Raw genomic sequence first — 21,627 nt, 5'->3', positions numbered from 1 at the left:
CCGCAGACACGACGCGCCGTCGCTACGCGACGGGTGAATTGCCGCGCTCCGCGCGGGAATTCAGGCTCCGCCTGAATTCTTCCCGGTCAACTCCGTTGCCCGGGGCCAGAATTGCTCCGCAATTCTGGCCGAGGAATTCACTCCGTGAATTCCTTGAAGGCGCTGGCTGGTGAATGGGGGTCGGTTGGTTTTTAACTTCCCGTTCCTGACCGGATCTCAGTTCCGGTCTGCCTTTGGGGAGGGGTGTGAACCGAGCAGGTCCTCTTCCGAGGCCTGAAGTCCCCTCCGGCTGCTGGAGGTTGAGCAAACCGGTGAACCATGCGAAATCCATCCGACCTGACCGGTCGATACAGCTCATACCCACCAACCCGTGTGCGTCAAAAATAGAGCCCAGCTAGCTTCTGGAATAGACACGCACACCCATACAGACGGACCGGCTCCGCTGAGGCCTCCAACTGGTCATCACCATAGCCCGGCTGAAACACCCTCAAGAACCCTATGGAATACCGGAACAGAAGCACCATCAAACCCCGGCCAGGGCAAGCGAAACCACGATGCTTGGGTGACAGCGGCCACGTGCGTTCAATCGCGATGCACCCTATGAACGCTGACGGCATAGCCGCCGCCCTCATAGGCGTGAGCATCCCACGTCGCGAAACGGTCGACGAAGGTGAGGCCGGCCTCGGCGCAGTAGGCGTCGTACTCCGGCAGGGTGATGCTGGGTGGTACCGGCAGATGGGCTCGGTCCAGGCCGAATCCGGCGACCAACAGGCCGCCCGGGCGCAGCGCCGCGGCCAGGCGGCCGACCACCGTGGCCTCGGTGCCCGTCGCGAGGAGGGGGAAGATGTTGCCGGCGGCGACCACGAGGTCGAAGCCGGCGCCGCCAGGGAGGTCCGCCGGGTTGAACGTGGCCAAGTCGGCCTGGATCCAGGGGAGTTCCGGTGCCTGCCTGCGTGCCACGGCCAGCATGGACTCGTCGAGGTCGACCCCGACGCAGTCGTACCCGAGCTCCGCCAACCGGATCATGACCCGGCCGGTGCCGCACCCGGCGTCCAGCACCCGCGCCCCGGCGGGCACCAGCCCGGCGCAAAACCGTGCCTCACCGTGCATGTCCTTGCCACCGCCGGCCAGCGCCGCGAACCTGGCAGCGTAATCCTCTCCGGACGTCCCACCGGTCAACTCTTCCCAACGGCTCATGGCGGACAGGGTAGGTGAACAGCACGAATGCTCGCTTCGTGACCGCCCGAGCAGAGCCGCTCCGACAGGTATGCACCCGTGTCGTCCATGTCTGCTGTCATAAGGGCAGACCAACCCCCGAGAGTGTTCGGGCTCGCGTGCGAGTGCCTTCCGGGTGAGCCTTCCCAAGGATCAGGTGAAGGCCGGCCGTACTTCTGCTTCGAGGGCGTTCGACAACGGGTCGATAACTAGAGGCTGCGCTGTTTCTCGCTAGCAGGATTTGCGAGCCCGGCAACTCGTCCGCCGAGGTCGAGTCTGCGTCACTTCACTCGGCCCTCATTTCCGGTTGGAGAGGGTGCCTCGAACGCGGGCGGCGACGTGCTGGTGCGGCTCGATGAAGGCGGGGTCAACGCCGCCCCTGGCCCGCGCTGCCGCCCTCGCGCTGACCGCAGTGTGGGCGGTCACGGAGGACGAGGTCGGCCGGGTCGAGAAGCTTCCCGCGCCGGAAAGTCGTGGCAGGCCCCCGATCAGGTGACCTGTCCGCTTGGCGTGCCTCGTGGGTGCGCTTCTGGCGTTCAAGATCGCGATCAGGGTCCGGTGTGCGGGCCGCTGTTCGAGAGGGGTACGCATCCGTGAAGGTCCTGCCGAGCCTGGCCGTTGTTGTCCTGACCGCCTGTTCGAGTTGGTGTCTGGCCCCCGGCGCGCAGTCCGCCGACGCCCTCTCGTCACCACGGGTGGCCAAGGCCGCGGACCGGCCGGCGTTCTACGAACCGCCGGCCACCCTGCCCACACGCAACGGTGACGTGATCCGCTCCGAGCGGGCGGCCTTCCACCTGGACCCGCTGAAGTTGATCAAGGCCGACGCGAGCGTCGAGCGGATCATGTACCGCACCACCGACCACACCGGGAAGCCCATCGCGGTCACCGGCACCGTACTCACACCGAAGAAGGCCCACCCCGGGCCGCGGCCGATCGTCGCCTTCGCCCCCGGCACGCAGGGGCTCGCGGACAAGTGCGCGCCGTCGCGGCAGATGGCCGAAGGCACCGAGTACGAAGCGCTGCCCATCAAGCATCTCCTCGACCAGGGCTGGGCCGTCGTGGTGCCCGACTACCAGGGCCTGGGCACTCCCGGAGTCCACACCTACATGGCCCGCGAGGCGCAGGGACGTGCGGTCCTGGACTCCCTGCGGGCGGCCCAGCGGCTACAAGGAGCCCACCTGCCCAATGCGGGGCCGGTTGCCCTCTACGGGTACTCCCAGGGCGGCGGCGCCAGCGCCGCCGCGGCCGAACTCGCGCCCTCCTACGCCCCGGAGCTGAAGATCAAGGGCGCGGTGGTCGGCGCCCCGCCCGCGGACCTCGACGCAGTGGCGGCCAACCTCGACGGCTCCGCCTACGGGGCGTTCTTCAACTACTCCCTGTCCGGGCTCGGTGCCGCGTACGGCATCGACATCGAGCCCTACCTCACACGGCACGGGAAGCGGGTGACGGGCGACCTTCGGGACAACCACTGCACGACCCAGGCCATCGCCAAGTACCCGTTCCTGCAGTCTCGTTCCCTGACCATGGACGGCCGGCCGCTGACCGAGCGCCTCAAGTCCGCGCCCTGGAAGAAGATTGTGGCCGACCAGCGCCTCGGCACCCAAAGGCCCGCCGTGCCGGTTCTGGTGTCCCACAGCCGCCTCGACGATGTCGTCCCCCACAAGGTCGGCGAGAAGCTCGCCTCCGACTGGTGCCGGCTCGGCGCCACGGTGAAGTACACCAGCAACCACGTCCCCGGACACATCGCCGCCGCTGCCGCGACCAGCAGCACAGCCGCCCCCTGGCTCAAGGACCGCTTCACCAACAAGACAGCACCCAACACCTGCTGACCACGAAACCGTCCCACCGCACGACCCCGCCCGCCAGCGGCAGGGGCGACCGTCACCGCGACTGACGCCGATTTCGAAGAGAAGGTGCTGAAGAGCACCAAGCCCGTCCTGGTGGAGTTCTGGGCGGAGTGGTGCGGGCCATGCAGGATGATGGCGCCTTTTCACTGGAAGCGATCGCCGCAGAGCACGGCGAGAGGATCACTGTCGTCAAGCTCAACATCGATGAGAACCCTGCTACCGCGGCCAGGTACGGCGTGATGTCCATCCCGACGATGAACGTCTACCAGGACGGCAACGTGGTACAGACCCTCGTCGGCGCCAAGCCCAAGGCCGAGCTGGAGCGAGAGCTCTCTGCTTTCCGATGAACAACGAACTCGCGGCCGTCGGCCTCTCCACGGCCTTCGGTAGAAGCGGCCATGGTGCAGGACGTAGGCGGTCTGCTTGACGGGGTCGGCATCCATGGGGCCAGGGCCTGCAGGGTCGGCTTTGAGGTGGGCGTGAGCGGCTGCTCGGTGGTCGACACGATGTTGTCGAGCAGGGAACCGTAGTTGTAGAGCCCGAACTCGCCGGTCGTGCACAGCAGTCGGCTGGCCGGAGTGGTACTGATCGACGAGGCGAACGGGTCGCGCGGTCCGTCCTCGTGCTGTCGGTGGAGCATGGTCTGGCGTGCGGTCACCACCGTGAGATCCGCGGTGATCAAGTGAGTTTGATCTTCGGCCCCGGTTGCGGCGAGCGTCCCATCGGCCAGGACGCACAGGCTCTTGGCCCACCACATGCCCATCTGGGCGATCAAGTTCGAAGCGCAGTTCGTTCGCGTACCTGTCGCAGGGCGCCTTCGGTGTGGAAAGGCCGTCCCGGTAGCCTCCGGCCATGGCTGATCTTCATCCTGCGGTGTACGAGGCGTACTTCACGCGCACGCCTTTTCAGTTGCTGGGAGGCGCGGGCTGGAAGCGTCTGATCGCTTTTCGGGTCGACGGTACGGGTGTGCTGCTCGGGGGCGCACCGGCCCGCTATAAAGCCCAGACGGCGTTCGTGCCGTGGGAGGACGTCACGTCGGTGGTCGTGTGGCAGCAGCGCATGGCTGGGCCGTCAATGGACTACGTCGGCGTTCATCGCCGCCCCGGAGCGCCGCGTCTGGCGGGTATGAACAGCGCGCTCGGGCCCGACAAGACGGCCGAACTCGCTCCCCATGTGGAGCACGAGCTCTTTCTTGCCAGTCGGCCCGTCAATCTCTGGCGACTCGACCTCGAGCGCCTGCAACGCGCCGTGGACACGTTCGCCCCTCACGTGCCGGTGCTTGCGTACCAGCAGCACGAAGCCCCGTAGGACTGTGGGTTGCGGAGCGACGTCACATCTCGATGGCCGCAGACTCACCAGCCGAACTACCGTGACTTCACTGCGCGTACGTGTAGTTCGGCGAGGAAGGTCCGTACTTCTGCCGCTGTTTGACGCGGGGCCGGTCTCGGGCCGGAGGTGATGACCGGCTGGGCTGTGACGGTGGCCGCGTGGTTGCCCCAGATGCAGCGTGAGCTGGTCGTGTTGGCGACCTCGTACCGCACGCAGCGCAGCTTGCCTCCGATGGGACCGGGGTCGTAGCTTTTCGCCTCGCCCGATTCGACGGAGGTGCCGAGGAGCGCCGAGACGGCATCGTCGCCCTCGCCTGGATCTGACATGTCGATGGACGGGTCGAGATCCAGAGTGATCATGAAGGATTTCCTGCTGTCCGCGCGCACATAGGTTGCATGCGCGGTCCTTGACGACGGGTCGAGGTTCTCACCCGTACCCGTCTTGTCCCAAAGGGATTGGCCCTGGCCTGCGAGTCGATAGTCAGCGAACTCGGTCGGCAGCTCGGCCGTGTGCTTGATCGGCTGCTTCTTTTCGTCCCCCGCGGTGATCCAGGTGCCGATCGATACGGCGGCGATCAGGGTGGCTCCGGCAGTTCCGCCGATTATTCTGCGTCGCTTGCGGAGGCGATCCTTTCTTTCCCTGACGGCCGCCCAGTCGATGGGTGGCAGAGGCCGATCGTGGGAGTCCGCTGATGCGCTCGCCTGCGGCATCGCATCGGCGGGTGGCACATCGTTCGGCATTCGGCTTCTCCTCGGTGCCAACGGCGGTTGGGCAGAGTGTTTTTGGGCGTTCAGATCGCTGGTGAGGGCAACAGGAGACCATCAACGCTCCGCGAAAACAGCGGCGGTGATCAACCGTTACACAGTCGCCTGCTCAAGGCCGGGCGTGGCAGGTTCACCTGCCGGGGCGGGTGGCCGGACAGCCTGAGGCTTCGCGGAGGGTGGACGGGCCGGTGCCGCTGGCGGGGTCGGTGGGCCAGGGCCATGCCTGGGAGTCGAGCGGCGCTACTGGCGGCAGGACGGGGGTGATGCCTCGGCGTGCCGCTTCCTTCTCGATCACCTGCCGTGTGGCGTCGCCGAGGATGTCGGCGTCCTTCATCGCGTGGTGGTCGCCGAAGAAGGTACGGCCCAGTTCCCGGTCGGAGTGCACACGCGCCAGGAGGTCGAGCATCTCAGCGGGGGTGCTTGTGAAGTTCGAGGTCTCGAAGAGCAGCAGCCGGTCCCCGATGGCTTCCTCGCCCATGAACTGCGCGAGGAGCGTGAAGAGGATGTTCTGCTGGCGGGTCACGTAGAGGGTGTTCACGACGGCGTGCACGTGTGTCCAGGAGTCCGCCAAGGTGCTACGCCAGTGGTCGAGGCGGGCCATCCAGTGCGAGACCTGGGTCTCGGCGGCCAGGTCGATCAGGTCCAGGAGGTCGGGGGTGGACGCGCGGGCGTACGCGGCGAGCTCCGCCCGGACCGGGACGTCCGGGGTGGTGGCGTGTTCGAGGAAGTGGCGGTTGCGGTGGAGCACCGAGGCGAGTACGCCCTGTTCGGCAGTGGCCAGGCCGAGTTCGGTGAGCCGGTCCAGGGCCAGGTGGTTGGCGTCACCGAACGCGTCGAGCGCGGGGCCGAGGGCGCCGGGGTCGTCACCGTGGCGTTCGACGATCTCGTAGATGGCGAGGGTGCTGTGGGCCACGGACTTGAAGTACTGGTAGCGCACCGGGACGGGCGGTGCCTCCTCCACGGGCTGCCCGGGACGGTAGAGGCGCATGCGGCCGCCGGCTCCGTCGAACAGTCCCAGGATCACCGGGGTGGTGGCGAGCATCCGCTCGTGGTGGACGGCCAGTGCGTCGTCGTAGACCTCCGTCATCGCGGTGTTGAGGGCGAGGACGGCTTCGCCGCTGACGGGTGCCGGTTGGGCAGCCGCCGTCGCGTGGGCTCCTCGTGTGTTCGCTGCGTCCGTCACGTGCAGTCCTCCGATCCCGGTCCGGGCACCTATGAATGTGCCGACGCTAGGCCTGCCGGCCCCGGGTCACTGGACGATTCGCCGAGAACGGCTTGCCGGCACCGCATGACCTCGGTGTTCCAGCCGAAACCAGCTCCTGCCGGCTCCTGCCGGGCTGCCTTGATCGACTCGCGAGGCCGCAGGGCCCGGACTACCGTCGATGGGGTGAGCATTTCCGTTCACCGCTGACTCTGAGCTGCAAGCAATCCCATGGCGGACCCCGACTCCACACCTGTGCAGAAGGCCGGCGAATCCCCGGAGCGGGGGCGCGGCGGTGGGATCGCGCTTCTCGTCATCGCCTCGTGTCAGCTGATGGTGGTCCTCGACATCACCATCGTGAACATCGCCCTTCCGCACATCCAGACCTCGCTGGGCTTCTCCACCGAGAACCTGTCCTGGGTGATCAACGCCTACACCCTGACCTTCGGCGGTCTGCTGCTCCTCGGCGGTCGTCTCGGCGACATTCTGGGCCGCCGGAGAGTCTTCATCGCCGGCATCCTGATCTTCGTCCTGGCCTCCCTCCTCGGCGGGCTCTCGCAGGAATCCTGGCAACTGCTCGCGGCGCGCTCGCTGCAGGGTGTCGGAGGTGCCATCGCCTCCCCGACCGCGCTTGCTCTGATCACCACGACGTTCCGTGAAGGACCTGAGCGGAACCGGGCGTTCGGCGTGTTCGCCGCCGTGTCGGCGGGCGGGAGCGCCATCGGTCTGCTCGCGGGCGGACTGCTCGTGGAGTGGCTCGACTGGCGCTGGGTTCTCTTCGTCAACGTGCCCATCGGCCTGTTGATCGCGCTGGCGACGCCGCGCTACATCCGGGAGTCCGAGCGGCATCCGGGCCACTTCGACCTCCTCGGCGCGCTCACCTCCACCGTGGGGATGGTGTCTCTCGTCTACGGTTTCATCCGCGCGGCGTCGGACGGCTGGCTCGACGGGGTGACCCTCGCGGCCTTCGGCGTGGCGGTCGCGCTCCTCACCGCGTTCCTCGCGATCGAGCGCCGGTCGAAGCAGCCGATCACGCCCCTGTGGATGTTCAGCGACCGCAACCGCGCCGGCACGTACGGGATGATGCTGAGCCTGGCCGCGGCGATGTTCGGGATGTTCTTCTTCCTGACCCTCTTCGTGCAGAACGTGCTGCACTTCAGCCCGCTACGGGCCGGTCTCGCCTTCCTCCCCGTGAGCGCGATCATCGCGCTGGGCGCGGGGTTCGCCTCGCAGTTGCTGCCCAGATGGGGCCCCAAGCCCTTCATGCTCGGGGGCGCGATCCTGGCGGCGCTGGGGCTCGGCTGGCTGACGCTGACCGATGTCGACAGTACGTACGCGGGGAGCCTGCTCGGCCCCATGCTGGTCTTCGGCTTCGGCATGGGGATGCAGTTCGTGTCGCTGACGTTGATGGCGGTGTCGGGTGTGGCGCCGCACGAGTCGGGGGCGGCCTCCGGAGTCCTCAACGCCACCCAGCAGGTGGGCGGTTCACTCGGCCTGTCCATCCTGGTCACGGTCTTCGGCACGGCCAGCCGCAACGAGGCCGAGGACCAGATCCCCCAGTTCCTCGCGGAGGCGACCCCGGCCCAGAAGCTCGCCTTCCAAAGGACCGGGGACCTCCCGGCGCCTTGGAGCGATCACGTACTCACCGCGGGTGTCTCCAGTGCGTTCGTCGTCGCCGCCATCCTCGCGGTCATCGCCGCTCTGATCGCCCTCCTGGTCATCCAGACACGAGCCAGCGACCTGGAACGCCTCCAGGGCAACGGCACCGTGTTGTGAGCGGTGCCCCGGTCCAGGACGTTGATTACGGGGGAACCCTTAGGCTCGTCCCCATGGCCGATGGGGATATGCGCAGCGGACGTTGTGGGGCGTGCGGCGGTGGTGAGGTCCGCTGGGGGGAGTACGTGGCGCAGGCCGGGCTGCGTCGGCCGGGGGCGGGGAAATTCGGGGCGCGGAAGCCGGTGTTCGACGCCTATATCTGCGTAGCCTGCGGGAATACCCAATTGCATCTGCGCCTTGACGCGCAGATGTCGTCGTTCATACGGGGCAAGCTCGACCGGATATGGCCGCAGCGGGGTAAGGGCTGAATTTCGTCCTCGTGCAGGAGCTGGGACAGCTTCGTTCAGGGCAGGCCCGTACCGCTACGTCGTAGATCGAACGCCTCGAACTCGGTGGCCGCCGGCCCCGGTGCCGCCCCAGGAGCTCCATGAGTAGTCAACGGCCTGAAGACCCGATGCGTACCCGGAACGGCGGAGCGAAGGCGCGGCTTGTCACCGCCTGGCTGACGCAATTCGTGGTGGGGACGGATCTCTTTGTCGTCTCACCGCTGATGCCCCGGCTTGAGCAGCATTTCTCCGTGTCGGCCGGGGCGGTGGGGATGACGCTGACGGCGTTCTCGCTGGCCTACCTCGTGACGGCGCCGCTGCTCGGCAGGTTGGCCGACCGTGTCGGTCGTCGGCGGGTGCTCGTTGTCTCGCTGCTGTTGTTCAGCGTCGCCAATGTCGCTACGGCGTTGGCGCCGAACTATCCGCTGCTTGTGGTGGCGAGGGTCGTCGCGGGTGTGGCCGCGGCCGGTACGGGGCCGACGGTGTACGCGCTCGCCAGCGCCACGGCTCCTGCGAACCGGCGTGCCACTCACCTCGCGCTTGTGGGTTCGGGGCTGCTGTCCGCGCTGTGGGCGGGTGCCCCGCTGGGTGATGTTCTCGGTCGTCATCTGGGGTGGCAGTCCGTGTTCGCTGTTCTTGCCTTCTCCACGGTTCTGCTCGCCGTGGCGAACTGGCGGGTGTGGCGGGAGGTTCCGGTACCGAGCAGCAGTGCGGAGGCGGCTGTTGGTCAGCGGCGCGGGGCGGGGAGGCCGCGGGGTGGTCCGGTGCTCGTCGTGATCACAGCGCTGTGGGCGCTGGCCGTGTATCTGCTGTACACCTTCCTCGGCACGGAGTTGACGAGCCGGGGCGACAGTACGGCGGTGCCTTTGACTCTGGTGGCTTACGGGGTGGGTGCGGTGACCGGAAGCATGCTGGGTGGGCGGTTGGCCGACCGGCTCGGGCCTGCCCGGCTTGCTACGGGGTCTCTGCTTGCGGCCGCCGTGGTGGAAGCGCTCGCCGCCTGGGTCTTCCACCTCGACCGGGCGTGGCTTTTCGCGCTGGTGGTGCTGTTCTTCGCGCTGGCCGCCTATGCGACCTTCCCGGCTCAGCAGCGGCGTCTCTTCGACCGCTATCCGCAGAGTGCGGGGGCGTTGATGGGCTGGAACAACAGCGCGCTGTTCTGCGGGATTTCGGTGGCCGGAGCGGTGGGCGCGCCGTTGAGTGACGCTCTTACGTTCTCCGGCACGTTGCTGATCGCCGCGGGCATCGCAGCTCTGGCTGCCGTGGCCAGCGGGGTGGCCGGGGCGCGGGCAGTGGCGGGGGCCGGCGCGGTTGCCTCGTAGGCCTGCCTGAACGGGCCCCCGTGCTCCTCATATTGGGAAACTCTATGCGCCCGCATTTGGTGTGACCTGGGTCACATCCGGTTCTATTTGTGGGCGCTACTGTCTTGTCAGCTCGAAAGGGCAAACCCGAAAGACAATCCCCGAATTATTGAGGAGAATTGCTATGGGCTCTCTCAAGATGGACGAGATCGTCAACTCCGTCATCGGCCAGATCTCGGCCGAGGACGTCACCGAGGCCGCGGCCGTCAGCGAGAACCTCGAAGAGGACCGCATGACCTTCGGTCCGGTTCAGATGTTCGCGCTCGACGCCAAGGTCTGAGCGACAGTCTGACTGCCCTTCCGGTGCGGCTCGGCCTGGTTTTGGTTGTGACCAGGGCGGGCCGCACGGGGCCGATCACCGTTAATTCGCCCACTCACCCACCACGAGGACAATCTCAATGATTTCCCTGAAAGGCCCGCAGAGTGTTGTTGAGACTGCCTATGTGGTCTCCTCCGCTCACGCCAGCAGGACACAGCAGCAATTCCCGGTCGCCGAGAGCCAGTTCGACGCCCTTCGCGCCGGTTACCAGCTCATGATCAGCGATATGCAGCCGGTGCTGCGCGATGTCTTCGAGGCGGCGGGTGAGTACCCCGTCGCCGTGATCGACGGCAAGGAGCACGAGGGGCTGCGGAACGCCTTCCTCAAGGGCATCGCGGAGGAGGCGTCGGTCGACTACGACATCTTCCGTGAGCAGCAGGTGTTCGGCGCGGAGGAACTGGCCGCCAAGCGGCGGCAGATCACTGACGCGCTCGAGGTCGTCGGTGAGAACTGGCCCGAGTTCCGGGCCCTGTACGAGCTGCTCGTGCCCGTGCTGCTCTACGCGCCGGACGGTGGTCTGGCCGGCGGTACGTCGAGCACGGTGCTCGGTGTGCTGTGGCTCGCGCCCAAGGAGCACTGGAACAGCATCGATGTGCAGGAGTTTCTGCTGCACGAATTCATTCACCACACGCTGTTTCTCGAGGAGCGCCGTTTCGGTTTCTACCGGAACATGGATCTCCTGATGGAGGATCAGTATCTGACCCGGTCCGCTATTCGCAAGGACCGGCGGCCGCTCGACAAGGTGCTGCACAGCATTGTGGTGGGTACTGAGGTTCTCCTTGCTCGTCAGGACAATCGTATTCCGGGCTACGCGGACACCGTGCTCAGTCTGCATCCGCAGAGCGATGAACTCCGTGACGGTGTCGCGGCGAGCCTCGACGAAGTATTTGAACTCCCCCTGGAGAAGCTGCTTCAGCCGCGTCCGATCGAGATTCTTGAGCTGTGCCGGAAGCGGCTGGCCGAGATCTCGGCGTAGGACCGGAGTTCCGGAACGGACGCAACGGAATCCTCTGGAAAGGGAGTTCTCATGTACCACCTCGAGGGAAGCCAGGAAGTGCTGCGGAACTCCGCCGTGCTCAGTCATCCGTATCTCGAGGGCGAGGGTGCGGTGACTCAACAGTCGCTGCGCGCCGCCTACTTGAAGCTGCTTGTGGCGCTGGCCCCCGCGGGCGCGTATGCGGACTATCTGCGGACGCGTATATCGGGAGATCGGGTGGACGGTCCGCCCGTGACGCTGTACACGGACACGTCGCCGGAGATCGATGTGCTCGGTGCTGTCTTCGGGCATGCGGATACGGACCGTCCGGCCACGCCCGCCTGGCAGTTGGACCGGTGCCGTGAGGGCGCCGCGTTCATCGCCGAGCGTGACGCCGAGCTCGCCACGCTGATGTCGCTGCTCACCCACACCGTGTTCACGATGTCGGCCGCGTGGGCGGGTTCCATGTCGGAGCGCAACGCGATCGGCGCCACCCTGATCGTTCCTGACGAGCACTGGCACACGAACGATGTGGCCGAGGCGTATCTGCACGAGTTCACGCACACGGCGCTGTTCCTCGACGAGCGGGCCAAGGGCCACTTCCAGGCCGGCGCGGACCAGGTGCTGCTGCGGTCCGCCATCCGTAAGGACGAGCGCACCCTGCCCGCGGTGGTGCACAGCCTTCTCGTCGCCACCGAGATTCTGACGTGGCGTCACCAGCATGGTCTGGAGGCCGGGTTGGAGTACCGGCTGCACGGTTCCACGCAGTCCATGCTGGACCGGGCCACGGAGTCGTACGACGCGCTCACCACCCTGCCCACGTGGCAGGAGGACATCGTCAAGGACCGGATGTTCCAGCTCGTCGAGTCCGCGGGGAAGCGGCTCGCGGCGCTCTGATCCGGCCGTCCACCCAGGGGAATCCCGTGGTCACCTCGCTTCGCAGCGACAGATTCAACAGTCTTGCCATCCTGGTCTTCACCGCGGTGACCAACCTGGCCGATGGTGTGCTCAAGGTCGTTCTTCCGCTGATGGGCGCGGGCCTCACCGCCTCGCCGATGGCGCTCAGCACGCTGTCGGTGATGCTGATGCTGCCGACGCTGCTGCTCTCGTTCCATGTCGGCGTGCTCGTGGACCGGCACGACAGACGCTCCCTGCTGCTGCTCTCCAACGTGGTCAGGATCTCCTGCCTGGGTGTCCTGCTCGGCTACGCGTCCATCGGCGGCGCGACCCTGCCCGTCCTGTACACCCTGGGTTTCGTCCTGGGGGTGGCGGATGTGGTCGCGGCCACGGCCATCAGCGCGCTGATCCCGTCCGTCGTCCCGAAGTCCGGGTGGGAGCGCACCAACGCCTGGGTCACCGGGATCGAGACGGTGGCGCAGGAGTTCTGCGGGCCGGTCGTCGGCGGTCTGCTCATCGCGACCGGCACGAGTGTCGCGGTCGGCACCACCGGGGCCGCGTATGTGTTCGCCGCGCTGACCGTGCTGTTCCTGGCCGGGGCCACGAAGGCGAAGCGGCACGGCGGCGGTGGTGCCGAGCCGGTGCGCCGGCAGATCGTCGAGGGGCTGCAATTCCTGTGGCGGCAGCGGACGTTGCGTCTGACGTCGGCCGTTCTCACGGTGCTGTGCGCCTGTTGGGGTGCGTGGCTCGCGCTGATGCCGTTGATCGCGGTGCATGAGATGCGGCTCGGCTCCGAGGAGTACGGGGTGCTGCTCAGCCTGCTCGGTGTGGGCGGTCTCGCCGGGGCGGCGTGCGTCGCCTGGCTGAACCGCCTGGGCAATCGGCGTTGGGTGATGTTCTCGGACCTGGTCGGAACCTTCGCGATGGTGGTGGCGCCGCTGCTCTCCGCCAACATCTGGGTCGTCGGCGCGGCCGCTTTCGCCGGCGGGTTCGGCGGGGTCCTGTGGTCCGTCAACGCCCGCACCATCAGCCAGTACTTGGTGCCGGACGGCATGCGCGGCCGGTTCAGTGCCACCGCCCGGGTGTTCTCCCTGGGCGCGATGCCGGTGGGCGCCGGGGTGGCGGGGGTGCTCGGTGAGCTGATCGGGCCGCGGGCGGCGCTCGCGCTGTTCGCGCCGCCGATCCTGCTGCTCGTCGTCCCGTTCCTCAGCACGCTGACGCCGAAGGTCCTCGACGGGATCTTCGGTGACCTGACGAAAACACCACCCGACGAGGAAGCACCCGCCGCGGAGCCGGCGACTGCCGAGGAGAAGGCCGTATGAACCAGGACACCGCGCCCCTCACCCCGGACGCCGCGCCCCTCACTCAGGACGCCGCGCCCCTCACCAACGAGCAGCGCCAGATGATGCGGCGCATGCGCGACTGCCCGTACCCCACCTCGTACACCACCGTCGTGCGTCTGGAGCTGACCGGTGAGCTGCGGCCCGAGGCGCTCAAAGACGCTCTCGACGGGCTGATCATCCGTCACCATGCCTTGCGCAGCCGCTACTTGGCCGGTGGTGACGGGCCGCCGCAGCAGGTGGTGGACGCGCCGCGGCCGGCCCGGTTCGAGCTGATCGATGTCACGGAGCTGCCGGTGGCGGAGCGCGCCGACGCGGTGCGGCGGCTCGCCGAGCGGATGAACGGGGAGCCGTTCGACATCGAGGAGGGCCATCTGCTGCGTACGGCGCTGCTGCGCACGGACGCCGACGTGTGGCATCTGTTTCTCGCCTACCACCACATCGCCGTCGACGGCTGGGCGCTGCGCGTCATGCTGGAGGAGCTGGCCGTGCTGTACGCGAACGGCCTGGGCGGCGGGGAGCCGCGCGCGTTGCCCGAGCCGGTGCAGAGCGCGGACTGTGCGCGGCTGCAGCGCACCGAGGACGCCGAGCGGCGGGCGCGGGACAACATCCGTTACTGGCGTGACGTGCTGCGCGGGCACACCCAAGTCCTGGATCTGCCCGGCGAGTTGCCGCGTCCGGAGGGTTTCATCGGGGCCGGTGCCACGGAGCCGGTGCGGATCGGCCGGGACGTGTACCAGGCGCTCCGGAAGACGGCCGCGGCGTGCGGGGCGACGGTGTTCGTGGCCGCGGCGTCGGCGGTCGCGGCGTTCCTGTCCGGGCTCACCGGGCAGCGCGACCTGGTGCTCTCCGTCCCGTTCTTCAACCGTTCCGCGGCCGACGACCGGGCGGTGACCTGCCTTTCGGGGCCGATCCTGCTCCTGGTGGAGATCCGCGAGGGCGACACGTTCAAGGCCCTGGTCGAGCGGACGGCCGACCGGTTCTTCGACGCCCTGGAGCACACGGAGCTGCCCGTGATGGACCTCCTGGACACGTTGGTCGAGGAGGACGGCTGGACCACGACGCGGCCGCCGTGCGCGGCCGTCGCCATGCAGACCTTCGACTTCGACAAGGTGGCCGGCCTGCCCGGTGTGTCGGCGCGGTTGCACTTCGAGTCGGTGCAGGTGGCGTTGACGGATCTGGTGCTGACGCTGACCGAGTCCGACGACGGCATCGACGGGTTCGCGCTCTACCGCCGTGACCTGTTCCGCCCCGAGATCATGCGCCGCTGGATGGCCGATTTCACCGAGCTGACCGCGGCCTTCGCCCTGCAACCCGACCTGCCGCTCGGCACGTTGGTTCCCGACCGGGCACGGGCCTGACGGCCGGGCCCGACACCTTGGAGTACGCCGTGGACCAGTCCGCCTCCCCGACGACGCCCCTGCTGCGGGTGCCGGTCACGGAGTCCCAGCGCAGCCTGCTCGTCGTCGACCAGCTGGTGCCGGTGGGCCAGTTGTACAACAGCGTCTTCGAGCTGGAGCTGGCCCCCGGTACCGGCCCGGACGCGGTACGGTCCGCGCTCGCCGCCGTCGTGACGGTGCAGCCCGCGCTGCGCCAGACGTTCCACGGTGCGCCGGAACCGCACGCCCGGGTCGCTCCCGTACCGGATGTGTGGAGCCTGCCGTTCGAGTCCGGTGCCGACGCGTCGGACGCGGCGGTGGCCGAGGCGGTGGCGAAGCTCGGCGCGCACACCTGGGACCTGGCGCACGGGCCGCTGTACCGCTTCGCGCTGCTGTGTTCGCCCGCGCGGACGGTGCTGCTGTTCGTGGTGCACCATCTGGTCTTCGACGCGATCTCCGTACGTCCCTTCGTACAGGACCTCGAAGAGGCCCTGGCCGGGCGGCGCACGGCCGCGGACGTCGCCCGGCTCGCCCGCCGCAGGGCCGACGCCCTGGTGCGGGAGGCCGAGGTGCAGCGGCGGGTGAGTGCCGAGCCGGAGACGGCGGCCGCCGCCCGTGCCTGGGCGGCGGAGCTGCCGGGCACCGCGACGGTCCTCAACCCGGTGCCGCACCGCCCCGCCGAGACCTCTTTCGCCGGGGCGCGCCGCGAGTGGCTGCTCGACCCGGCCGAGACGGCCGCCCTGGCGCGGGCCGTGAAGGAACTGGAGCTGACCGAGTACGAGTTCCTGCTCGCCGTCTACGGCGCGGTCGTCGCCCGGCACGCGGCCGCGGAGTCCGTGGTGATCGGCAGCCCGTTCACGGCCCGCAGGACGGTGGGGTCGTTCGAGCTGTGCGGGTTCTTCGTGAACACGTTGCCGCTGGGGCTCGCGGTCGACTGGGACCGGCCGTTCGAGGCGTACGCCCGCGGCACGGTCCGGCCGGTGGTGGCGACGGCCCGTTCGCGTTCGGCGGTGAGCTTCAACCAGATCGTCGAGCACACCCAGCCGGACCGTTCGAGCAACCGCAACCCGGTGTTCTCCAGCATGCTCGCCATGCAGGACGACCTGTCGCCCGCGCCGGGCGGGCAGGTCGTCGCGGTACGTGAACACGGCAACGGCACCGCCAAGTTCGACCTCTGGCTGGGGGTGACGCCCGTCGGCGAGGGCCGCCGTCTGGAGCTGGAGTACGACACGGAGCTGATCCCTCACGCCGTGGCGGACGGCCTGATCGCCTCGCTGCGTACCGCACTTGTGCGCGCGGCCGAGCGCCCCGCCGCGCCGGTGTCCGCGCTTTTCGACGACGCCCCGGTGCCGGTGCCGGCCGCGCCCGCCGAGGGCGCGTGGCCGGTGCCCGCGGCCGGTTCACTGACGACGTGGCTGCGGCAGGCCGCGCTCGCCGCGCCGGACGCCGTCGCCGTGGAGGGGCCCGAAGGCAGCCTGACGCATGGGGAGTTGGAGGACGAGGTGGCCCGTCTGGCGGTGGGGCTGCGGCGGGCCGGGGTGCGTCCTGGCGAGGTCGTCGGGGTCACGTCCGGGAGTGCGGCGCGGACCGTCGCGGTGATCCTGGCGGTGCTGCGGGCCGACGCGACGTATCTGCCCTGCGACCGCGGCCTGCCCGCGGACCGCATCGCGTACATGCTGGACGCGGCCGGGTGCCGGCTCGTCGTGTCGGAGGACTCAGGGGATGCCTTCGGCGTACGCACGGTGGCGCCCGCGGAGCTCGCGGCGCTCGGCGAGGGCGCCGGACCCCAGGACCACGCGCTGCCGGAGCGTGCCGAGGACCGGTCCGTGTACGTGATGTTCTCCTCGGGTTCGACGGGCCGCCCCAAGGCCATCGACATGGGCGAGGGGCCGCTCCTGAACCTGACCGCCTGGCAGCTCGACGCGCTGTCCATGGACGCGTCGACCCGGTTCCTGCAGTACGCGCCGATGGGCTTCGACGTGTCGTTCCAGGAGATCTTCCCGACGCTCGCCGCGGGCGGCACGGTGATCTCGCGGGGGGACGCCGACCGCCGGGACTTCCCCGAACTGGTGGCGCGCGTCGAGGAGTCGGCGGTGACCCATGTGTACCTGCCGGTGGCGGCGCTGCGGCCGTTCGTGCAGGCGGCCGCCGACCGGGACATGCCTCTCACCCGGCTGCGGCATGTGTGTGTCTCCGGTGAGCAGCTGTTCGTGGACGACGTGGTGCGCGCGTTCTTCCGCTCCCGGCCGCACCTGGAATTGGTCAACCTGTACGGGCCCACCGAGACGCACGCCGTGACGACGCACCGGATGGCGGCGGACACCGACTGGCCCGCGCATGCGCCGATCGGCCTGCCGATCACGGGAGTTCACGGCTACGTCGTGGATGTCACCGGGCACCTCGCGCCCGCCGGGGTGCGCGGGGAACTGCAGTTGGGCGGGGTCTGCCCGGCGAAGGGCTATCTGGGCGCGCCGGAGCAGACCGCCCGCGGTTTCATCGCGGACCCGCGCGTGCCGGGCGGCCGGGTGTACCGGACGGGCGACCAGGTCGTCCGGGACGAGCACGGGGTGCTGCACTTCCTGGGGCGTACCGATGAGCAGGTGAAGATCCGCGGGTACCGGGTGGAGCTCGGGGAGATCGAGACGTCCGCGCTCGCCGTCGACGGTGTCGCCAAGGCGGTCGCCGCGGTGAAGGGCACGGCCTCCGGGCCCGAACTGGCGCTGTTCCTGGTCGCGTCGGACGGTGCGCACCCCGAGCGGGTGCTCGGCACGGTCAAGGAGGCGCTGGTCGGCCGCCTGCCCGACTACATGGTGCCGCGCTGGATGGTGTGGGCCGACGCGGTCCCGATGACGCCCAACGGCAAGGTCGACCGGGCGGCGCTGCTCACCCGCCACGAGGCGGAGTTCACCGCCGCCCGTACGCCGGGTGGTACCGCCGGGCCCGCCGTGGTGCACACCGATGCGGTGGAGCGCGGGCTCGCCGCGATGTGGGCCGAGCTGCTCGCGGTGGAGTCGGTGGAGCGCGACGCGTCGCTCCTTGAGCTGGGCGCGCACTCGCTGATGGTGTTCACGGCGCTGTCCCGCGTACGCGAGGAGCACGGGGTGGAGATCGCGCTCAGGTCGTTCTTCCGCAGCCCCACGATCGCGTCGCTCGCCGAGCAGATCCGGTCGGCGGGCGCGGGCGGGCAGGGGGGCCGGTGACGATGAGCCTCGCACCCAGCCTCGCACCCGCGCTGAATTCGCCGCTGCCACCGCCGGAAGCGCTCCCTCAACTCCCGTACGTATCAAGGCTGCTGCGCGTGGCTGACCGGAGCGAGCCGCTGGTGCTGCGGTCCGGGGAGAGCCTGGAGCGGGTCGACGTCGCCTATGAGACGTACGGGTCGTACGACGGCACCAATGCCGTGTTCGTCTGCCATCCGCTGACCTGCGACGCGCATGTCGCCGCGCACGGTCCGGGTGACCGGCCGGGCTGGTGGGACGCGATGGTGGGCCCCGGACGCACCATCGACACGGACCGGTACTTCGTCGTCTGCGCCAATGTGCTCGGCGGCTGCTCGGGCACGACGGGGCCCACGTCACCGCGGGCGGACGGCCGGCGGTGGGGGCCCGGCTTTCCCGCCGTCGACATCGCCGACATGGTCGCGGTGCACCGCAGGCTCCTCGACGCGCTCGGCGTGGGGCGTCTGCACGCGGTCGTCGGTCCTTCCATGGGCGGCAGCCAGGTGCTCCAGTGGCTTCTGGACCGTCCCGGTGACGCCGCGACGTTCGTGGCCGTCGCCGGGACGGCGCGGCTCTCGGCGGACAACCGCTGCTGGAACGCGGTGGCCCGGTCCGCCGTGCGGCACGACGCGGACTTCCGCGGCGGCCACTACGCGCCGGGCGCGGGCCCGCGGTCCGGCCTTGCGACGGCCCGGATGATCGGGCACCTCACGTACCTCTCGGAGCCCGAGCTTGAGCGGCGCTTCGGCCACGAGGTGTCCGGGCCGCGCTCGGGTCCTGCGGCGATCGCGCCGTATCTGGACCATCAGGGCGCCAAGTTCGTCGACCGGTTCGACGCCAACTCGTATCTGACTCTGCTCGACGCGATGGACCGCTTCGACGCGTTCGCCCGCCCCTCGGTGCTCGGCCGCGTTCCGGAGGTTCCGGGTGTCCTGCTCGCCAGTCTGCGCGGGGACCGGCGGTTCGGCCGTGAGCACAGCGTGCACATGGCGCGCGGGCTCGCCGAGCGCGGCGTCCGCGCCGAACACCACCACGAAACCGAGACGGAGGCGGGGCACGACGCGGCGATCCTCGAGCTGCCCCAACTCGCGGCCCGTATCGGCGCGTTCCTGAGCGCCGCGCCCCAACTCCCCAAGGACGGAAGGCGACGGTCATGCACGGTCGGATAGTGGTCATCGGCGGCATCGTCGAGATCCTGCGGGCCGCCCACGAGGCGGGGCTCGAGGTGGTCCTGGTGCACAACCCCGGCGGGGCCGCACCGGGGTCGGAGAAGTACTGCACGGAAATCCTCGAAGCCGACTTCAAGAACGACTACGAGACGGTTCAGCGGCTCGTCGTGGAGCGGCACCGGGAGCGCCCCTTCGACCGGGTCTTCTCCCTGACGGAGAACGGCCTCGTGCCGGCCGCGCGGCTGAATGCGCTGCTCGGCCTCGGCGGGAACTCCGTGGAATCCGTGCGACTCCTCAAGGACAAGGCGGCCATGCGGCGCAGGCTCGCCGAACGGGGCGCGGGCACCGCCGTACGCCACCGGGTGGTGCGCAGTTGCAGTGAACTCGTGCAGTTCTGGCGGGAGTTGGACGGTCCGGTGTTCGTGAAGCCGACGGACTCGGCGGGCAGCATCGGCGTGTTCCGGGCGGCGGACCTGGACGGGATCCGGGAGGGCTGGGCGCGGCTGCGGGCCCTGGGCCGTGGCGAGGCGCTGGCCGAAGAGTTCCTCGAGGGGCCGGAGTTCAGCGTCGAAGGGTTCCTCTGGGAGGGCCGGCATCATGTCGTCGCCATCACCAACACGCTGCTCAGCGACGGTTTCTACGAGCTGGGCCACTCCATGCCGGCCGCTCTGCCACCCGAGGTGACCGGGCAGATCCACGAGGTCGTCGCGGAGCTCCTCGACGCGGTGGGGCTCACCGAGGGCCCCACCCACTCCGAGGTGCGGCTCACCCCGTCCGGGCCGCGCATCATCGAGTCGCACAACCGCATGGGCGGCGAGCGCCTCCACGAGCTGATGGAGATGGCGTTCGGGCTCGACGTCACCCGGCTCTCCGTCACGGTGCCGCTGGGCATCGAGCCGCTGCCCCGTATGACGGACCTGGGCACGCGCGGTGCGGCGATCCGGCACATCCTGCCCGCGCCGGGCCGCGTCGTGGCGATCTCGGGCGTCGAGGAAGCGACGGCGGCCGCGCCCGAGCTGCGGATACGGATCGGCGCCGAGGTCGGCGACAGCGTCGGCGCCGTCGTCGACGGGGTCACCCGTGACCGGGTCGGCTGCTACGTCCTGGCCGCCGGCGCGGATGTCGCGGCGGCGGAGGAGGCGTGTGCGGCGGTGCTCGACACGGTGCGTATCGACACGGTGCGCGTCGACTCAGTGGGCGTCGACGCGGTGGGCATCGACACAGTGGGCATCGACGCGGGGCCGGGCGCCGGGGTTCCGGGGCCGCGCCTGTCCGTGGACGGCTCCAAGTCCCTTGTCCCCACCGGGAGTTCACATGGCTGACTACTTCAGGTTCGAGGAGTACGCGACGTTCCGCGCCGACGCGGTCGCGGATGTGCTGCGCGGCGATCTGCTTGGCGTGGTGTTCCGCGGGGCTGTTCCCGCCGCGGTCTGCTCGACGATCGCGGAACGCTTCCGTACGAGTCCCGGGCGCAGGGTCAGAGGGGCCGACGCACCGGGCCACTACCTGGGCGCCTACCACTACCACAAGACCACGGCCGGCTATCTGGACGAGTCGGCGGCCCACCGCGCGGAACTCGACCGGGTCCTCGACGTCCCCGGCGACCCGCTCACCCTGATCCGTTCGGAGCTCGGCCGGGTCCTCGCCGAGGACGGTGTGACGTTCCGGCCGGCCCGGCACGCGGGCCGTGAGGCGGGCGCGGCGCTCATCCGGTCCTGGCACGGGCGCGGGGAGTTCGCGCTCGCCCCGCACGAGGACCAGGCGCAGTGCACCGAGCCGCGGCAGGCCGACTTCGAGATCCAGCAGGTCGTCGGCCGTCCCATCGGTGCGATGAACGTGTGCCTGGAGAACGGCCGCGGCGGACGGCTGCGGATCTGGGACACCCGCCCCGACGACGCCACCCGGGACCGGCTCGGGCTCACGTACACCGGATCGCCGTACCCCCTCGCCTCGCTCGACGGCGTCGAGACCTGCCACCTCGACATCGGTCCCGGCGACATCTACTTCTTCAACGGGGCGCACGTGCACGCCGTGGAACCGGAGCGTGACGCCACGGCACGGCGCACCACGCTGTCCGGAATGCTCGGATTCATCGACGAGAGGACCGTGGTGTCGTGGACCTGATCCTGGCTCCGCCCTCGGCGGAGGCTTTCGTGACCGGCCTCTTCGGGGTCATCGACGGGCGCCGGTGGGAGGAGCTCGGCCGGGTCTTCACCGACGACTGCACCTATCAACGGCCGGGCTACGCGCCGTTCGTCGGCCTGCGCCGGGTCGAGCGCTTCTACCGCGAGGAGCGCCTCATCGCCTCCGGCCGCCACGAGGTCCACCAGGTCGTCGCCGAGGGCTCGTCGATCGTGTGCCGGGGCCGCTTCCGTGGCCTGAGCCGGACCGGGGTGCCCCTGGACGAGGGGTTCTGCGACCTGTACTCGCTCGCGGGCGACCGTATCCGCACCCGTCACACCTACTTCTTCCGCGCCGCCATCTGAGCGGCGGCTCCGGGGCCCTTTCGC

18 protein-coding genes and 1 pseudogene are annotated in these 21,627 nt (G+C 69.3%); 16 read left to right on the top strand and 3 right to left on the bottom strand.

Features of this window, described 5'->3' with window-relative positions; genetic code table 11:
• Positions 1–582: 582 nt before the first annotated feature.
• Entirely contained in the window at positions 583–1,197 is a 615-nt protein-coding gene (locus tag GUY60_RS04860; RefSeq protein WP_161694110.1) for a class I SAM-dependent methyltransferase, read from the bottom strand.
• 611 nt (positions 1,198–1,808) lie between these two features.
• Between GUY60_RS04860 and GUY60_RS04855 the strand changes: the two genes are divergently transcribed.
• The 3 genes and pseudogenes from GUY60_RS04855 (at position 1,809) to GUY60_RS04845 (ending at position 4,370) form a co-directional block, all read left to right on the top strand.
• A complete protein-coding gene (locus GUY60_RS04855; RefSeq protein ID WP_312866186.1) occupies positions 1,809–3,044 on the top strand; it encodes a lipase family protein in 1,236 nt (411 codons plus the stop codon).
• An 84-nt stretch (positions 3,045–3,128) separates the two neighbouring features.
• Positions 3,129–3,409 (top strand): annotated as a pseudogene (gene trxA, locus GUY60_RS04850) (thioredoxin).
• Positions 3,410–3,914: 505 nt separating this feature from the next.
• Positions 3,915–4,370: a hypothetical protein gene (locus tag GUY60_RS04845; protein WP_161694108.1), complete on the top strand. Its 456-nt coding sequence runs from the start codon at positions 3,915–3,917 to the stop codon at positions 4,368–4,370.
• A gap of 56 nt (positions 4,371–4,426) precedes the next feature.
• Here the strand turns inward: GUY60_RS04845 and GUY60_RS04840 are convergent, their stop codons facing one another.
• Entirely contained in the window at positions 4,427–5,131 is a 705-nt protein-coding gene (locus GUY60_RS04840; protein WP_161694106.1) for a hypothetical protein, read from the bottom strand.
• A gap of 154 nt (positions 5,132–5,285) precedes the next feature.
• Positions 5,286–6,338, bottom strand: coding sequence for a hypothetical protein (locus tag GUY60_RS04835; protein ID WP_187369932.1), 1,053 nt, complete (start codon positions 6,336–6,338; stop codon positions 5,286–5,288).
• Between the two features lie 249 nt (positions 6,339–6,587).
• Between GUY60_RS04835 and GUY60_RS04830 the strand changes: the two genes are divergently transcribed.
• From GUY60_RS04830 to GUY60_RS04775, 13 genes are all read left to right on the top strand, one after another.
• Positions 6,588–8,132, top strand: coding sequence for an MFS transporter (locus tag GUY60_RS04830; protein ID WP_161694104.1), 1,545 nt, complete (start codon positions 6,588–6,590; stop codon positions 8,130–8,132).
• Between the two features lie 53 nt (positions 8,133–8,185).
• The gene (locus GUY60_RS04825) at positions 8,186–8,440 is read left to right on the top strand and encodes a hypothetical protein (RefSeq protein ID WP_161694102.1); all 255 of its coding nucleotides are present in this window, start codon (positions 8,186–8,188) and stop codon (positions 8,438–8,440) included.
• A 146-nt stretch (positions 8,441–8,586) separates the two neighbouring features.
• Positions 8,587–9,780, top strand: coding sequence for an MFS transporter (locus GUY60_RS04820; protein WP_161694100.1), 1,194 nt, complete (start codon positions 8,587–8,589; stop codon positions 9,778–9,780).
• 163 nt (positions 9,781–9,943) lie between these two features.
• On the top strand, positions 9,944–10,099 hold the full coding sequence (locus GUY60_RS38190; RefSeq protein ID WP_187369931.1) for a hypothetical protein: 156 nt from the start codon (positions 9,944–9,946) through the stop codon (positions 10,097–10,099).
• Positions 10,100–10,217: 118 nt separating this feature from the next.
• Complete coding sequence (locus GUY60_RS04815; protein WP_161694098.1) at positions 10,218–11,114, top strand: aKG-HExxH-type peptide beta-hydroxylase; 897 nt, start codon at positions 10,218–10,220, stop codon at positions 11,112–11,114.
• 51 nt (positions 11,115–11,165) lie between these two features.
• Positions 11,166–12,011: an aKG-HExxH-type peptide beta-hydroxylase gene (locus tag GUY60_RS04810; protein WP_161694096.1), complete on the top strand. Its 846-nt coding sequence runs from the start codon at positions 11,166–11,168 to the stop codon at positions 12,009–12,011.
• Between the two features lie 26 nt (positions 12,012–12,037).
• On the top strand, positions 12,038–13,333 hold the full coding sequence (locus GUY60_RS04805; RefSeq protein ID WP_312866185.1) for an MFS transporter: 1,296 nt from the start codon (positions 12,038–12,040) through the stop codon (positions 13,331–13,333).
• On the top strand, positions 13,330–14,712 hold the full coding sequence (locus tag GUY60_RS04800) for a condensation domain-containing protein (RefSeq protein WP_161694093.1): 1,383 nt from the start codon (positions 13,330–13,332) through the stop codon (positions 14,710–14,712). The genes GUY60_RS04805 and GUY60_RS04800 overlap by 4 nt, the downstream gene beginning before the upstream one ends.
• A gap of 29 nt (positions 14,713–14,741) precedes the next feature.
• The gene (locus GUY60_RS04795) at positions 14,742–17,930 is read left to right on the top strand and encodes a non-ribosomal peptide synthetase (protein WP_161694091.1); all 3,189 of its coding nucleotides are present in this window, start codon (positions 14,742–14,744) and stop codon (positions 17,928–17,930) included.
• Between the two features lie 98 nt (positions 17,931–18,028).
• On the top strand, positions 18,029–19,117 hold the full coding sequence (gene metX, locus GUY60_RS04790) for a homoserine O-acetyltransferase MetX (RefSeq protein ID WP_223178665.1): 1,089 nt from the start codon (positions 18,029–18,031) through the stop codon (positions 19,115–19,117).
• Entirely contained in the window at positions 19,102–20,439 is a 1,338-nt protein-coding gene (locus GUY60_RS04785) for an ATP-grasp domain-containing protein (protein WP_161694087.1), read from the top strand. The genes metX and GUY60_RS04785 overlap by 16 nt, the downstream gene beginning before the upstream one ends.
• Positions 20,432–21,241, top strand: a complete 810-nt coding sequence (locus tag GUY60_RS04780) for a 2OG-Fe(II)-dependent halogenase WelO5 family protein (protein WP_223178664.1) — start codon at positions 20,432–20,434, stop codon at positions 21,239–21,241. The genes GUY60_RS04785 and GUY60_RS04780 overlap by 8 nt, the downstream gene beginning before the upstream one ends.
• Positions 21,232–21,603: a nuclear transport factor 2 family protein gene (locus GUY60_RS04775; RefSeq protein WP_223178663.1), complete on the top strand. Its 372-nt coding sequence runs from the start codon at positions 21,232–21,234 to the stop codon at positions 21,601–21,603. Before GUY60_RS04780 ends, GUY60_RS04775 begins: the two co-directional genes overlap by 10 nt.
• Positions 21,604–21,627: the final 24 nt, after the last annotated feature.

It is taken from the genome of Streptomyces boluensis, assembly GCF_009908195.1.
Classification (GTDB): domain Bacteria; phylum Actinomycetota; class Actinomycetes; order Streptomycetales; family Streptomycetaceae; genus Streptomyces; species Streptomyces boluensis.
This window is presented reverse-complemented; position numbering and strand designations above follow the sequence as displayed.